This is a genomic window from Streptomyces sp. NPDC001920 (assembly GCF_053594495.1).
Map to the genome: position 1 here is coordinate 23,343 of NZ_JBSFEP010000004.1, position 15,491 is coordinate 38,833.

Below are 15,491 nucleotides of genomic sequence, written 5' to 3' on the forward strand. Positions count from 1 at the left end.
AATAAGTAGGGAAATAGCACCGTAAACACGCACAAACTAACCCGCGGCGAATGATCATGCAGCGCGGGATTCAGCCAAGTGCCTGAGGGCAGGCGGCCTGTTGTGTCCGGTGCGGAAGCCGGAAGCAGCCGTCCGGGTGACAGACTCGGCTCTGTGGCCGCCCTGACTTTCGACGTCCTGCTCACCCGCGCCCGGTCCCTCGCCCGGGACGGCCGCCGTGCCGTCCTCGGGATCGCCGGCAGTCCCGGCGCGGGCAAGTCCACGCTCGCCGAGTGCCTGGTGCGGGAACTGAACGGTGTCGGGCAGCGATGGGTCGCGCATGTGCCCATGGACGGCTTCCACCTCGCCGACATCGAGCTGGACCGGCTCGGGCGCCGGGACCGCAAGGGCGCGCCGGACACGTTCGACGCGGCCGGGTACGCGGCGCTGCTGAAGCGCCTGCGCGAGGAGGCCGACGACGGCACCGTGTACGCGCCCGGCTTCGAGCGGGTCCTGGAGCAGCCGCTCGCGGGCGCTGTTGCGGTGGAGCCGACGGACCGGCTCGTGGTGACCGAGGGCAACTACCTGCTGCTGGACACGGGGGCCTGGGCGCGGGTGCGGTCGCAGCTGGACGAGGTGTGGTTCTGCGACCTGGACGAGGCGGAGCGGCTTCGGCGGCTGATCACCCGGCACGAGCGGTTCGGCAAGTCGCACGAACAGGCGGTGGCCTGGGTCATGCGCTCGGACCAGCGCAACGCGGAGCTGGTCGCCCCGACCAGGGACAGGGCCGACCTCGTGGTGCCGGCCACGGCCCTGCCCGGCCCGCCCGAGCCGCCGGCCGCCCGTGCGGGGAACTGAGGGCCCGTCTCCCACGGCGCGCGGCGTCGGTTCGGGTTCCCCCGCGCGTCGCCCGCCGCCTCGCCGATCACCGCCGTGAACGCCTCGGTGCGCACGGTCGGCGCTGCCCCGACGCCTGTGCAGGCGGGCGCGAACGCCCCCTGCTCCTGAGTCCGATCAGCGCGGGCGTCGAAGTGGTGCACGTCCTCCGGCCGCAGGTGGGTCAGGCGCAGCCCGCCGGCGGAGGCGACCTCCGCGTCCGCGGTCCCGCGCACCCGGTCGCCGTCATCGCGTGCGCGGGCGGGTGCGCAGAGGGCAATTTCCCCGCCCCGGGGGTGTCCGGGAGGTCGTGCAGGGCGCCGAGCCGGCTGGGCGGGTGCACGGGAGGGGACGTGAGGTGCAGAGGGATCAGCCCTTCACGCCTGAGACGGCCGTGGTGCGGTTCGTCGGGGTCACCCGACAGGCGCGGGCGGCCGGGCGCGCAGGGTGACGGTCAGTGTGTGCGGGCCCTGTCCCCCGAGGTAGACACGGTTCCCGGTCGTCGCATCGGTGCCGCCCGCCACGGTGTAGTCCTGGCCCGGGTCGTACCGCAGGACGTCGCTCCGGTCCGGCCCGGCGAGCGGTTCGCCCGCCTCTACGGCGGCCTCGACGCTGATCACGTCGTCACCGGCCCGGTAGGTCATCGGCGCGGTCGTCAGGCACCAGCGTCCGTCGCCGATCGGTACGGCGCCCTCCGGCACACCGCCCGGCCGGAAGGTCAGTTCGAGGGCCCAGGGCGCCCGCGGCCCGCTGATGTCGATCCGCAGGTCGGCGCCGTCCTCCCTCAGGTCCACCTCGACGCGGGTCGTGTGGGAGACCTCGTCCCGAGGCCGGTCCGGGAAGGCCATCGCGGCCGAGAAGCGTCCCTCGTCCACCAGCCGGTAGACGCCGTCGTCCCGCCTCCGGTCCGGCGGGAGCGGCTGGTAGTAGGCGGCCGTGAGGGTCTCGGTGAGCCGGTACCGGTGGTCGCCGAGCTGGTGCATGGCGGCGGCGCGGAACGGGCCCAGGTCGAAGAAGCCCCGGGAGAGGCGGACCGCGTCGAGGACGGCGTCGCCGGCGAACAGGCGCAAGAAGGTGGGGTTGCAGGCCAGACCCGAGCGGATGCGCCGGTGCGCGGGCACGTCGGAGCCGCCGTACACCACCGTGTGCGCGGTGGCCGAGACCCGTGCGGCGAGGCGTGCGGTGGTGAGGTACCGGTCGCGCGGAAGGGGCTCCGCGGCCGGGGCCGGCAGCGCGCGTGCCAGGTCCGGGGTGAGGAGGGTCTGCGCGAGCAGGTCGGGGTCGTCGACGCCGCCGGCGGCCGCCAGCCGCGCCACCCGGGCGAAGTCGCCCCGGCCGGTGCGGATCGCCAGCAGCCGGTAGTGCGGCAGGTAGGGCGCCAGCGGGAACGGGCGGCTTTGGTCCTGCCGTCGCGAGTGGACGGTCTCCACCGTGCCGTCCGGCCTGATGAGGTCCAGGGTCGTGGCGAGGTTGCGTTCGACGGCGTCCAGCAGGTCGGCGCGGCCGAGCACGTCGGCCAGCAGCAGCAGCGCGGGGTTGGACACGTGGGCCGCGTAGTTGGCGCTGCGTTCCGAGTACAGGCCCTCCGCGTCGATGTCGACGCCCTCGGAGAGCCACTCCTCGACGCGGTCGAGCAGCCGGTCGTCGGGGAACGACCGGTGCAGCCGGGCCAGCGCCGCGCTCAGCTCCCAGCGGTGGTTCGGGGTGTGCACTCCACCCCTGAGGAGACCACCGGTGGCGGCGCCGGCGATCTCGGCGAGCGCGGCCGTGACGTCGCGCAGCTCCGGCCCCGCGCCGGCGGCGAGGACGTGCGCGTCGCACACGTCGTTGACGGTGAAGGCGGAGTCCGGTGGTGACTGCACGTTGTCACCGCCGGCGAAGAGGCCGGTGGTGGTCTGCGCGGCTCGCAGGGCGCGCAGGTGGGTCGTCGCGGCGGCGACGGCCCGGCTGCCGGCGTGCAGGGCCGAGTCCGGGGAACGGTAGGCGGCGACCAGGGTCTTCACCCGCCGCGCCAGAGCGCGGTGCGGCACACCGGCGGGTTCCTGGTCGGGGTCCGCCGCCAGTGGGGCGGCCGGTCGGTCGGCGGCGCGGGCCGCCGCGCGGACGAACTCGTGGTCGAGCGAGACGGGCAAGGTCAGTCCTTCAGTCCTGCGTTGATGTCGGCGTTCATGACGTAACGCTGGAACACCAGGAAGACGACGATCAGCGGGATCATGGAGATGACCGATCCGCCGAGCACCACCGACCAGTTGATGTTCTGCGCCCCGACAAGGCTCTGGATGCCGATCTGCACGGTGAACTTCTCGGGGTCGTTGAGCATCAGCAGCGGCCAGATGTAGTCGTTCCACCGCCACTGGAACGACAGGATGGCGAGCGTCAGCATGATGGGCCGGGAGATCGGCACCATGATCCGCAGGAAGATCGACAGCTCACGCGCGCCGTCGATGCGGGCGGCCTCGATGAGCTCGTCCGGGACCGTCAGGAAGAACTGGCGGAACATGAAGCAGCCGGTCGCGGTGAGCACGGCCGGGAGGATGATGCCGGCGAGCGAGTTGTACAGGCCGAGGTCGCGGACCACCAGGAACTGCGGGGCGAGCATGACCTCGGACGGCAGCATCGTGGTGGCCAGGATGCCGACGAAGAAGACCTTGAGCCACTTGTTGTCGTACTTGGCCAGCGCGTACCCGGTGCAGCAGCTCACGCCCACCGTGAGGATCGTCGCGATCACGCACACGATGGTCGTGTTGACGAAGTACTGGGAGAAGTTGGCGCTGTCCCACGCCGTCTTGTATCCCGACACGGTGGGGTCGTGCGGGAACAGCGTCAGCGGAAGGGAGAACAGGTCTCCGGCCGGCTTGAAGGAGCTGAGGACGAACCACAGCACCGGCACCGCGTAGAGGGTCGCCAGTACCCACAGCAGTGTCGTCGCGGGCACCGCGCGCCGCAGCCCGCCGCCGGCCGCGCCGCGGGGCCGCTCGTCGGGCACAGCCCGTACGGAACCGGCGTCGGCCTTGCGCGGCGTGTCTGTGGTTGTCATCGGTTCTCCACCCGTCGGTTGACGATCAGCTGGATGATCGCGACGGCCATCAGGATGAGCATGAGCACGAATGACGCGGCGCTCGCGTAGCCGATCTGGCCCGCCTTGAAGCCGGTCTGGTAGATGTACTGGACAAGCAGGTTGTTCGACGTTCCGGGTCCGCCGTTGTTGAGGGAGGCGAACAGCGGATATTCCTTCATCGCGTGGATCGTGTTGAGCAGGATGACGATGAAGGACGTGGGTGCGATGCTCGGCAGTGTGATGCTGATGAACTGGCGCCACGGACCGGCGCCGTCGAGCGCGGCCGCCTCGTAGTACGACGCCGGTACGTTCTTGATCGCCGCGATGAACAGCAGCATGGAGAAGCCCGTCCAGGCCCAGGACGCCGCCACTACGACCACGATCAGCGACAGGTCCGCGTTCGACTGCCACGGAACGGCACTTCCGCCGAGCTTCTCGATGAAGTAGTTGACCAGTCCGAAGTTCTCACCGAACAGCCACCGCCACAGGACACCCACGACGATGGGCGACAGAAGCCACGGGATGAAGAAGAAGACACGGGCGACCGACACGCCCTTGGCGTGCTTGCTCACCAGCACGTTGGCGATGAGCAGCGAGAACACGAAGTTCAGCGGGACGAAGAGCACGGTGTACAGCAGCGTGCGGGTCAGCGCCTCGTAGAAGGTGGAGTCCCCGACCAGGTTGCTGTAGTTGTCCAGTCCGACGAACTGGAACGCGCCTACGCCCGTGTAGTTCGTGAAGGAGTAGACGAGCCCGATCACCGCCGGCCAGAGGAAGAACAGCGCGAAGAGCACGACGTTGGCCGCGATGAGGACGAGCGGTGCGAGGGTGTACTTGCTGCGTCTCCTGGGCGGGCTCACGGACACGTCCGAGGCGCGTTTGGTCATCTTCCTGACTCCGTGCTGGTGGAAGGGATTCCTGTGGGCTCATGGGCCCGGCGTCACAGGGGCGCCCGAGGCCGGGCAGCGGGGTGGGGGCACCGCCGCCCGGGCCTGCCGGCCTGCGCTCAGCCGCCGACCTGCTGGTTGTAGCCGGCCACGATGTTGTCCAGCGCCTTCTCGACCGACTGCTGGCCGTTGATCGCCTTGCCGAGCTCCGCCTTGGTCGGGTCCTCGGTGAGGGTCTTGCCCTTCAGCGCCCAGCCCGTCTGCGCGGTGTTGAAGTAGCCGGAGATGGGGGCGTAGAGCGGGATCGACTCGTTGTACAGCTTGAACGCCGCCTGCGCCGCCTCGGACTTGAAGGGGTACTCGGGGTTCAGGCCGCTCTCGACCGGCAGGAACCCGGACGCCTCGCACAGCTCGCGGTAGTTGTCCGGCTCGTACAGCCAGGACATGAACTTCTCCGTGGCGGTGGCCGCGGCGCCGTTGTTGTTGAAGCCCACCATCATGCCGCCGCTGTTGACGTCGCTGGCCTGCACCGGCTGGGCCGGGGTGGGGACGCTCGCCCACTCGAACTTCTTGATGCTGTCCGCGAAGGAGGCGACCTGCCACACACCGGACCAGTAAGCGACCACGTCACCGCTCTGGAACATGGCGGACGGGTCGGCGCCGCTGGTCCACACCGACTTCGGCATGGTCTTGTCGTCGTTCAGGCCGACGAAGTACTTCACGGCCTTCTCGGTCGCCGCGTCCACCGAGAACGCGCCGGAGGAGTCGGCGTGGACGTACTTGCCGCCCATCTCGTACACCATGGCGCGCAGCCGGGACGGCGACTGGTCGAACGTCAGCGAGTACTTGGCGTCGGTCTTCTCGCGGACCTTGTTCGCCGCGGCGATGAACTCGGTCCAGGTCCAGGTCTTCGACGGCGACGCCGGGATGGAGACGCCCGCCTTCTCGAAGAGCGTCTTGTTGACGAACAGGCCGGACGCGGTGATGTCCGAGGGGATGGACAGCACCTTCCCGGACGAGTCCTTGGCGATGAAGTTCTTGTTGATCTTGTTGGTCTTGTCGTCGGCGATGGAGCGGAGGTCGATGAGCTTGTTCGACCAGATCGGGTCCAGCTTCGGCACTGCCGCAACGTCGGGCAGCGAGTTCGCCTGCGCGGCGTTGCGCAGCTTCGCGTCGTAGCCGTCGTAGGGGATGTTGACGAGCTTGACCTTGACGCCGGCTTCCTTCTCGTACCGCGCCACCACCTTCTTCCAGCCCGCGTCCTGCCCCGGGACCGTGGAGATCCAGAAGGTCAGCGACTTCGAGGTCCCGCCCGAGTCGGATTCCGACCCGCAGGCGGAGAGCAGCAGGGCACCTGCCGTGGCCACGGCAGCCAGGGGGACGAGGCGGCCTATGCCGCCGCGGCCGAGTCGGCGGGAGCGCCGCACACCCACAGTGGTCATCTTCGATCCCTTTTCGTGGTTGGGGACGGAGCACGGCGCCGACCGAGGCGGCACGGGTGCATTTTGCAGGAGAATGTGCTTTCCGAGGGCGCGGCCTCGCCCGGCCGCATCATCCTGACGGGTGAGGGTCCCCGGCCGCTGTGGCCGTCGCCGCACAAGCTCGCCCTGGTGCGGTTGCCGTACGTCGAGTACGGGCGGGACGCTCGCCCGAGCCGGCGTCCCGGCCGGCCTAGAAAGCGCTTGTCCGGACATTGGCAGAAGCGGGTGGAGTCCGTCAATGCTTCACCTGGACCGCACCGGTCACGGTTTGGATTCCATGCGCCACGGCCAGGCGGGTGGCTCCCACGACGGTGCCGGAGTCGCCGAGAGCACTGCTGACGACCTCGGTGGGCCAGCTCAGCCGGCCCAGCTCGGCCCGGACTCCGGGCACGAGCTGCGGGTTCGAGCCCACGGCACCGCCCAGCACGATCATGCCCGGATCCAGTACGGCGGTCACGGCGGCCGCCAGGCGGCCGATGTCGGCGGCGTGCCGGTCGACGACGGCCCCGGCCGTGACGTGTCCCTCACCGGCGAGGGCGAAGAGCTGCTCGGCGGTGTCGGGGCAGAGCCCGTCGGCGTCCTTCCAGGCCTGCGCGGTGCGGCGCAGCAGGGAACGTACGCCTATGTGCTCCTCCAGGGCCTCGTGGCGCGGTTCGCGACCCTCGCCCCACGGGTAGGGCAGCCGGGCCACCTCGCCGGCCGCGCCGTTCGCGCCGCGCAGCACCTGGCCGCCGACGACGATCCCGAGACCGATGCCGACGCCGATGCGCAGGTAGCCGAAGGTCTCACGGCCGCGGGCGGCGCCCTGGTGCAGTTCGGCGAGGGCGGCGCAGTTGACGTTGTTCTCCAGGTGGACGGGGACACCCGGCGGCAGGGCGACGCTCATGGCGTCGAAGACGGGGCCGGCCTTGGCGGTCGCGGGCCGCATGCCGGTGCGGTCCCGGTCCCAGGTGGCGACGTCACCGACGGCGGCGACGACGACCCGCAGCGGGGCGTTCGCGGGCAGCGCGTCGAGGACGTCGCGCACGGTGTCGGCGGCCTCGTCGCGGGAGCCGGTGCTCTGGGCCAGCAGGGTGCCGTCCAGGGCGCAGCCGCGCACCTGGGTCCGGGTGGGGCCGAGATCGACGGCGAGTACGGCGCCGGCGGCCGGGCCCAGCCGATAGACGGCGGCGGAGCGGCCGGTGGCACCGGAGGCGGTGCCGGAGTGCGCGGCGAGCCCGGCGGCCTCCAGCTCGGCGACAGCGGTGGAGACCGTCGGCTTGGACAGGCGGGCGCCGGCCGCCAGCTGGGGGCGGGTCGCGGTGCCCGCCGCGGCCAGCACCGCGAACACCGCACGCGCACTCTCGCTCAGGTCCATGCTCTCCCCAGGTCGTGCCATGGCGGACGTACCGCCCGAAGTGATCGGTCGGGCGTCGGGAATCCGCGGCCCTTGACGCGCACCCTACTTCGTTAGTTAACTTCCTAACGAACTCCTGCGGTACTCGCCTGCCGCACTCACCAGAAGCCCGTCCCGGGGCTTCCCGACCATCTCCGGCGCGGGTCCACGCCGCTCTCCCGCGATGTGCGCCCGGCCGGTTCGTGGCACCTCCCGAGAGGTGCCGCTCCCTGCCCGCCCGGACGCGGTTCGCCCACCGTCGCAGCTCAGACGCAACGACGAAAGAGGATCCGTGCCGCACACCCCCCACCCGCCCGCGCTCCTGGTGGGCGTCGACGTGGGCGGCACCAAGACACACCTGCGCGCCTACGCGGGGGACGTCCTGGTCGCCGACCACGTTCGCACGAGCAGCGGCTGGCAGCCGCACGACCCCGTGGCCGCCGCCGACTGGCTCGCCGCGCTGGTCGCCGGGACCCTGCCGACGGGCATGCGCCCGACCGCTCTGGCCGTGGGCGGACACGCCTGTGAGACGCCTCGCCAGTGCTCCCGGATCCGTACCGCGCTCCGTGTCCACTTCGACGCGCCCGCGTCGGTGGTGGGCGACGCCGAACTGCTCGTGCCGGCCGCGGGGTTGGACAAGGGGGTCGGCCTCGTCGCCGGCACCGGTTCGGTGGCCGTGGGCCGGCTGGCCGACGGCACACCGGTCCAGGTCGGTGGCTGGGGGGCGGTCCTCGGAGACGAGGGCGGCTCCGCCGGACTCGTCCGTGAGTCGGCGCGTGCCGTGTGGGCGGCGCACGACCGCGGGGAGGAACCCGACGCGCTCGCCCGCGGGCTGGTCGACGCCTTCGGTGTCACCGAAGTGCCCGAGCTGGGAGCGGCGTTGGAGGGCGCCGGGGCCATGTCGGCCGAGTGGGGCCGGCATGCGCCGGTCGTGTTCGCGGCTGCCGGGGCCGGTTCGGCACTCGCCCGAGCGGTGATCGCCGAAGGCGGCCGTTCGCTGGCCGCGCTGGTCGCACGGCTCGCCGCGCGCGGGGTCCCGGTGGACGACGTCGTGGTGGCCGGCAGCACCGTGCTCGCCCAGCCCGTTCTGTACGACGCGTTCACCCGCGCTCTCGCCGGGAGTGTGCCGGGAGCGCGGACCACGCCGCTGCGGCAGCCCCCTGTGGAGGGGGCGGTGGCACTGGCCCGTTCACTTGTGTGACAGCTGCCGGACGTCGGGCCATCCCGAGTCCGACGCAACCGGCCCGTACATCTTCGCTCGTACGACTCGATCATCCGTGCCCGGTGCATGTCCACGCACAGCAGGCGACGTGCCCAGCGCTCCGGCGCGGCAGGCGGTCGGGTCGATCACATGGAATCTCCTCCCGGCCGTACGGCCGAAGAACTCAAGAGAGGCTCGCATGCCGTCATCCGCCGGGTACCAGGCCACCCCGTCCATGAGCAGAAGGCGCTTTCTGGCGACATCGGTCGGCGGTGGGGCGGCCCTCGTGGCCGTCCCCGCCTTCGCCGGCTGGCTTCCCACGGCGGACGCCAAGTCCGCCGAGCGGGCCGCCGCCTTCGTGGACGACTACAAGACCAACGTCCTCGCGAACCAGACGCCCGAGACCAATGCGGTCGTCCGCGCGCTCGGCGGATTCGCGCGGATCTGGAAGACCGGCGGCGCCTGGAACACCGGGACCCCGCTGATGCCCGAGGTGCTGCGCGCCAACGTCCGCTACTGCGCCCGGATCACGGCCGGGCGCACGGACGCCCAGGCGAAGGAAGCGTTCATCATCGACCGTCAGCACCAGAGCTACTCGGTGATCGCGGGCCTCGGCCCGCTGGCGGAGCTGTACAAGTCGGGCGCCAAGGCGGTCACGTCGATCACCAGCGCCCCGGACGGCACCCCCGCCGGGAAGATCAGCGACGCGGTGCCCGCCGACGCGCCGCCCGGTTCCGCGCTCGGCGCGGGGTCGCACGACTCGGAACTCGGCACGGTGGCCAGGCTGGTCGACACCCTGCGCGGCAACTTCGCCTCCAGCAACCCCGCCAAGTTCGCCTACCAGTACCCGCGTCCGTGGCGGATGAACGAGGACAGCGAGGTCGTCGACACCGGCCGGAAGGACGCCTTCGGCTACCCCGTCTACGAGTCGGAGGTGATCGTCGCCCCGCAGCTGCTGCGGCAGCGCAGCGAGAACCCGGCCGAGGACGGTGGCTTCCCCAGCGGACACACCAACGCCGTCCACCTGGCAGCCCTGGCGTACGCCTACGCGGTTCCCGAGCGTTTCCAGGAGCTGGTGACCCGCGCCTTCGAGCTGGGCCACACCCGCATCATGGCGGGCATGCACTCCCCGGTCGACGTCATCGGCGGCCGCATCATGGCGACGGCCCTCGCCGCCGCCACCCTCACCGACCCGGCCAACGCGGAACTCAAGGCGGCCGCACGGGCCCAGGCCCTGGCCTACTTCCTGGAGCGGACCGGCACGACCGCCGACACCCTCAACGCCTACGCCCACGCGGCCGGCCCCGGCACCGACCCGTACGCCGACCGGGAGGCCAACGCCCGCACGGTCCGGCCGAAGCTGACGTACGTGCTGCCCCGGCACGGCCGGGACGAGCCCCTGACCGTGCCGAAGGGTGCCGAGGTGCTGCTGGAGACCCGCCAGCCCTATCTGACCGCGGACCAGCGCCGCGAGGTGCTGCGCACCACGGCGGTGCCCGGTGGGTACGTCCTGCTGGACGGCTTCGAGCAGTGGGGGCGGCTCGACCTGTTCACGGCGGCGGACGGCTACGGCGCCTTCGACTCCGATGTGACCGTCACGCTCGACGCGGCGGCCGGGGGCTTCCAAGCGGCGGACGCCTGGCGCAACGACATCCGGGGCCAGGGCGGTCTGACCAAGCGGGGCACCGGCACGCTCACGCTGACGGGCCACAACCGGTACCACGGCGGCACGGTCGTCGAGGACGGCCTCCTGGTCGCGGCGTCGGCCAACGCGCTGGGGCAGGGCGACGTGCGGGTGACGGGCGGCACGCTGCGCGCCGACAAGGTGCTGCGGGTACGCGGTTCGTACGTCCAGGAGGGCGGCGCCCGCCTGGAGCTGCTGCTCCGCAAGAACCACGGTCCGGCCCTGGAGGTGTCCCGCCGGGTCCTGCTGGGCCGGGAGAGCGTGCTGTCGCTGCGCCTGGACGTCGAGCGCCCGGCCGTCGCGGGAACCACGGTCCCCGTCATCGAGGCACGGCAGCTCCGCGGCCGGTTCGACCGGGTGGAGCTGAACTCCGACACGCTTCGAGCCGTACCCGTCTACACGGCGGATGGTCTGTCGGTACGACTGCTGGAGCGGTGACGGCGTCCGGCGGCGGGAGTTGATGCAGAGTAGGCGCATGACCGGCTCCGGATCAGCTCCCGTCACCGCGGGGCCGACGACACCGCGGAGGGGATGATGACGCTTCAACGACAGCCGGTCCCCGCCCCGGCGCCGCGGACGGGTGCCGCCGGTGCCCGCGCCCCGAAACACCCCCCAGGACGTGCCCGCCGCTCCGCGGCCGTGCTCGTCCCGCTCCTGGTGGTGCTGCTGCTCTGCCAGATGGCCGTCGCCATGGTGACCACGGCGGTGCAGCAGACGCCGACGATCGACGAGCCCGTGTACGTGGGCACGGCGGCCGAGTACCTGCACGAGCACCGCCTGCGCCACAACCCCGAGCACCCCCCGCTGGGAAAGCTGGTCATCGCCGTCGGGGTCGCCGCGGCCGGCCCTCATGTCGATCCCTCCTTCCGCGGTGACCAGGGCGGGCTGGGGCGGCATCTGCTCTACGAGTCCGGGAACGATCCCTGGCGGCTGATGCTCTTCGCCCGCCTCCCGGTGATCGTCCTGACGCTCCTGTTCGGACTGGTCGTCTTCGCCTTCGCCCGTGAACTCGCCGGTCGTGCCGGCGGGTTGGCGGCGCTCGGTCTGTACGCCTTCTCCCCCGACGTCCTCGCGCACGGCTCGTTGGCCACGCTGGACATGCCGGCGGCCGGGTTCGCGCTGACCTCGGCCTGGCTGCTGTGGCGGGCCCGCAGGCGGCCACGGTGGTGCGTGCCGCTCGCCGGGGTGGCGCTCGGTGCGGCCCTGGCGACGAAGATGAGCACGCTAGCGGTGGTCCCCGTACTCCTGGTGCTCGCGACCGTGTCCGTGTGGTGCGCGAGGCCGTCCGCCGAGTCCCGCCGCAGGGCGCTCGGCCGGGCGGTCGTGGGCGCCGGCGTCGTGGCGCTGACCGCGCTCGCCGTCGTATGGGCGTCGTACCTGGTGGTCGATCCGCGGCTGCGCTGGACGCCGGAACAGCATGTGCCCGTCGTGCACGGGCTGCGGGGGCTCGCCGTGGAGCTGCTGCCGTTCCCGGAGGCGTACCGGGACGGGATGAGGATCCAGTTCGGCTTCGAGAATCACCCGTGGCAGGGTTTTCTCTTCGGCCGCCTCTACACCGGGTCGCTGTGGTACTACCTGCCGGCCGCGCTGCTGGTGAAGACGCCGCTCGGCATGCTGGCCCTGTGGGCGGCGGGTGCCGTCACCCTGGTGACCGTACGGCGGCTGCGGCCCGCGGCACCGTACCTGCTGCTCCCCAGCGGCGTCCTGCTGGCCGCGGCCATGCTCGGGTCGCGGGACTTCGGCACGCGGTACGCCCTGTTCGTGCCGCTGTTCCTGGCGGTGGCGGCGGGCTGTGTGCTCACGGTGCGACGGGGGTGGGCACCGCTCGCGGTGGGGGCGCTGGTGCTGTTCGTCGCGATCAGCTCGGTGCGGACGTACCCGTACTACCTGCCGTACTCCAACGAGGCATTCGGCGGTCCCCACAAGACACGTCTGCGGCTGCACGACTCCAACGTGGACTGGGGTCAGGACCTGGGCCGGCTCGCCGACCGGTTGCGCGAGCGGTACCCGGGTGAGCGGATCTGGCTCGTGTACAAGGGCAGCGGGGTGCCGTCGTTCTACGGAATCCGGGCCGCCGACCCGCGCCAGGTGCCCGTTCGGGAGGTGCGCGGGCTCCTGGTCGTCTCGGACTCCGCGGCGGCCAAGGCGACCGGGCGGCTGGCCGAACTGATCGACACTAGTCGTCCGATCGACGCGGTCGGCCACTCGATCACGATCTATCACCGTTGAGCGTCGACCCTCTTCGCGCACTTGGTCGCCACAGTGTGTGAGCTATGTTGAAGCACTGTGGGAGACAAAGGAGGCGCACCGGTGCCATCGCCTCAGCAGGCACGCGCACAGGCATCCGCAATCACTTCGGGCAAGACGGTCCCGGAGGTCGAGGCATCCCCGACTTCCCAGCTCAGGACGCTTTTCGATCAGCCGAGGCTGTCACCGGGGCAGCGGCGCATCGCCCAGTACCTGATCGAGCACATCACCGAGGCGGCGTTCCTGTCGATCACCGACCTGGCGGAGCGGGTCGGCGTGAGCCAGCCTTCGGTGACACGTTTCGCGGGCGCGGTCGGCTTCAGCGGTTACCCGGCGCTACGGGAGAAGCTCCAGGCGATCGCCCTGGGCGCCCTCGCCGGAGGCCCGGCACCGGCCGAGGAGAACGGCGCCAACGAACTGCAGTCCGCGGTGGACGCCGAGATCGAGAACCTGGAGAACCTGCGGCGTGACTTCGCCGACCCCGACCAGGTGATCGACATCGGCCGCAAGCTCTCCCGGTCGACCCCGCTGACCATCCTCGGGCTGCGCATCTCCGCCTCCCTCGCCGAGTACTTCGCCTACGCGGCGCGCCGCATCCACCCGGACGTGCGGCTGGTGACCCGGGGCGGCAGCGTCGCCTACGACGCGTTGCTGCAGTCACGCGAGGCCGGCGGCACCTGGGTGCTGGCGTTCTCCATGCCCCGGCACGCCCAGGAGACGCTCACCGCGGTACGGGTCGCACGCAGCGCGGGGCTGCGGGTGGCCCTGGTCACCGACCTGGCGCTCGGCCCGGTCGCCGACACGGCCGACGTCGTCTTCGCCACCGGCACCGGCTCCAGGCTGGTCTTCGACTCCTACGCCGCGCCCGGCGTGATGGCGGCCGCGCTGCTGCAGGCCATGACCGACGCCGACCCGGAGCGCACGCAGGCGCGGCTGGAGGAGTACGAGCACATCTCCGACCAGCACCAGTTCTTCCTCCGGGACTGATCCTTCACGGCGTCCCCACATCAGGACGCGTATCCACACGCCCCAAACCCCACCGCAAGGGCATCATTCACTTCAAAGCGCGCATGAATGTTTTCATACGTCTTGCAAAGCGGACGGCATATATAAATACTGCACACGCAACATCCGCCCGCAGAAAGCAGCCGGTCCGCTCATGCGCACGTCACCCCATCCGTCGTGCGAACTCCGCCTGCCTTCCGGGCTCCTCAACGGACAACGAAGTCGCCGTCTCCTACCCGCGTCGGCGCTGACGTTGTTCGGTCGGGCATCGCATGCGCGAGCGCCCGTGGCGGCGGCCCCGGTCATCCCCTAGGCCGGGGCCGCCCCGACTCCGTCGGACACCCCGAACGACGCCGCACACCGGAAGCGATGGACCATGCCTCTGACGACCACGCGCATCACCCCGGACTGGCCCTGCCAGGTCAAGACTCCCGGTTCCTATGACTGGGAGCGGTCGGCGGCCAAGTGGCTGCGCGAACTGGTGCCGGCCCGCTACGCCAGCTACCCGGCGCTCATCCGCCACCCCGTGCTGCTCGCCCGCCACGCCCAGATACAGGTCCAGAACGAGATCCGGGTCGCCCGCACCGCGCTGCAGACCGCGCGCGCCGACCTGCCCGCGCTCGGCATGCCCGAGTCGGTGATCGAGCACACCATCAAGATGTACGCGGCGGAGGTGATGCAACTGCAGCACATCGCCCGCAGTGTGCGCGCCGTCTCCCGCGCGCTCGTCGCCCACGGGCGCTGACTCCTTTCCTCCACCGCCCGCGCCGCGTCCACCGGGCCGTCTGCCACCGGCCTCGGAGTGCGGGCTCGGGACCGCGGGCCGGGGACCGCGGGCCGTGCGTCGGTGGCCGCGGGCTGCCGGGCCGTCAGGAGCCGTCGGCCGTCGCCGCACAGCTGACCTTCGCCGAGGGGGCACCGGTCGCGGCGGAGGCGTCGGCGATGAAGCCGAACGTGACGCTAGCACCGGGCTCCAGCGCACCGTTCCACGACGCGTTGGCGACGGTGACCGCGCCCTCCCGTGTGGTGCTGAGGGTGCCGTCCCATACCTGGGTGAGGCGGGCGCCGTCCACCGGTTCGACCGTCGCCGTCCAGCCCGAGGCGGCAGCGGCGGGGGCGTTGGTCACCGTCACCTCGCCCTGATAGCCGCCCTGCCAGCTGTTGACCGTCCGGTAGGACGCGGTGCAGGCGGGCGGGGCGCCGGGCGCGGCGCCACCGGGCGCGCCGTCGCCGGGCCGACCCGAGGCCGTCGGGGCGGGTGCGGCGGAACCGGAGCCCGTCGCGGACCGACCGGGGGCCTCGGCCGACACATCCTCGCCGCGCTCCGCGAACAGCAGAGCACCGCCGAAGCCCACGACCGCGGCAGCCGTGACGACGGCGACGGCGAGGGTGGTGTGGTGCGATCGTCGACGGGTGGCGGGATCCGGGCCGAAGGCGCCGCCGCGCGGTCTCGGCGCCCTTCTCGCACCCGCGGTCGTGTGCTCGGCGACGGGCGGCAGTTCCTGTGTCGCGTCCTCGGCTCCGGAGGTCGGCAGGGGCACGGACTCGTAGTCGCCGCGTTCCTGCTCCAGTTCCCTGAACAACTCCGCCAGGGCGTCGGTGCGGCGCGGGCGCAGGACGCGGATCGGTTCCAGGGCCGGTTCGTCGTCCGGTTGTGCGGGATCGGGCCGTGTGGGCACACCGCTCTCCTTCCGTCCC

The 15,491-nt window shown here is 71.6% G+C and carries 12 protein-coding genes; 6 read left to right on the forward strand and 6 right to left on the reverse strand.

All coding sequences use genetic code 11. The annotated features are described in order from the left end of the window. Positions 1-153: 153 nt before the first annotated feature. Positions 154-837: a nucleoside/nucleotide kinase family protein gene (locus ACWCPI_RS07625; protein WP_451037220.1), complete on the forward strand. Its 684-nt coding sequence runs from the start codon at positions 154-156 to the stop codon at positions 835-837. 431 nt (positions 838-1,268) lie between these two features. Here the strand turns inward: ACWCPI_RS07625 and ACWCPI_RS07630 are convergent, their stop codons facing one another. The 5 genes from ACWCPI_RS07630 to ACWCPI_RS07650 all read right to left on the reverse strand — a co-directional run bounded on the left by ACWCPI_RS07630 (position 1,269) and on the right by ACWCPI_RS07650 (position 7,638). Next, complete coding sequence (locus ACWCPI_RS07630; protein ID WP_451037221.1) at positions 1,269-2,987, reverse strand: hypothetical protein; 1,719 nt, start codon at positions 2,985-2,987, stop codon at positions 1,269-1,271. Positions 2,988-2,989: 2 nt separating this feature from the next. Further along, the gene (locus ACWCPI_RS07635; protein ID WP_451037222.1) at positions 2,990-3,892 is read right to left on the reverse strand and encodes a carbohydrate ABC transporter permease; all 903 of its coding nucleotides are present in this window, start codon (positions 3,890-3,892) and stop codon (positions 2,990-2,992) included. Beyond that, entirely contained in the window at positions 3,889-4,800 is a 912-nt protein-coding gene (locus ACWCPI_RS07640; protein ID WP_451037223.1) for a carbohydrate ABC transporter permease, read from the reverse strand. The genes ACWCPI_RS07635 and ACWCPI_RS07640 overlap by 4 nt, the downstream gene beginning before the upstream one ends. A 119-nt stretch (positions 4,801-4,919) precedes the next feature. After that, positions 4,920-6,242, reverse strand: a complete 1,323-nt coding sequence (locus ACWCPI_RS07645) for an ABC transporter substrate-binding protein (protein ID WP_451037224.1) — start codon at positions 6,240-6,242, stop codon at positions 4,920-4,922. Between the two features lie 274 nt (positions 6,243-6,516). Beyond that, entirely contained in the window at positions 6,517-7,638 is a 1,122-nt protein-coding gene (locus ACWCPI_RS07650; protein WP_451037225.1) for an ROK family protein, read from the reverse strand. Positions 7,639-7,948: 310 nt separating this feature from the next. Here ACWCPI_RS07650 and ACWCPI_RS07655 point away from each other — a divergent pair, with 310 nt between their 5' ends. The 5 genes from ACWCPI_RS07655 (at position 7,949) to ACWCPI_RS07675 (ending at position 14,538) form a co-directional block, all read left to right on the forward strand. Beyond that, positions 7,949-8,857: an N-acetylglucosamine kinase gene (locus ACWCPI_RS07655; protein ID WP_451037226.1), complete on the forward strand. Its 909-nt coding sequence runs from the start codon at positions 7,949-7,951 to the stop codon at positions 8,855-8,857. 199 nt (positions 8,858-9,056) lie between these two features. Beyond that, positions 9,057-10,979 carry a phosphatase PAP2 family protein gene (locus ACWCPI_RS07660; RefSeq protein WP_451037227.1) on the forward strand — a complete coding sequence of 641 codons (1,923 nt, stop codon included), beginning with the start codon at positions 9,057-9,059 and terminating at the stop codon, positions 10,977-10,979. A 240-nt stretch (positions 10,980-11,219) separates the two neighbouring features. Continuing rightward, the gene (locus ACWCPI_RS07665; protein WP_451037572.1) at positions 11,220-12,770 is read left to right on the forward strand and encodes an ArnT family glycosyltransferase; all 1,551 of its coding nucleotides are present in this window, start codon (positions 11,220-11,222) and stop codon (positions 12,768-12,770) included. A gap of 81 nt (positions 12,771-12,851) precedes the next feature. Then, positions 12,852-13,775: a MurR/RpiR family transcriptional regulator gene (locus ACWCPI_RS07670; RefSeq protein ID WP_451037228.1), complete on the forward strand. Its 924-nt coding sequence runs from the start codon at positions 12,852-12,854 to the stop codon at positions 13,773-13,775. 394 nt (positions 13,776-14,169) lie between these two features. Beyond that, positions 14,170-14,538, forward strand: a complete 369-nt coding sequence (locus ACWCPI_RS07675) for a hypothetical protein (RefSeq protein WP_451037229.1) — start codon at positions 14,170-14,172, stop codon at positions 14,536-14,538. 124 nt (positions 14,539-14,662) lie between these two features. Here the strand turns inward: ACWCPI_RS07675 and ACWCPI_RS07680 are convergent, their stop codons facing one another. Continuing rightward, positions 14,663-15,472, reverse strand: a complete 810-nt coding sequence (locus ACWCPI_RS07680; RefSeq protein ID WP_451037230.1) for a cellulose binding domain-containing protein — start codon at positions 15,470-15,472, stop codon at positions 14,663-14,665. Positions 15,473-15,491: the final 19 nt, after the last annotated feature.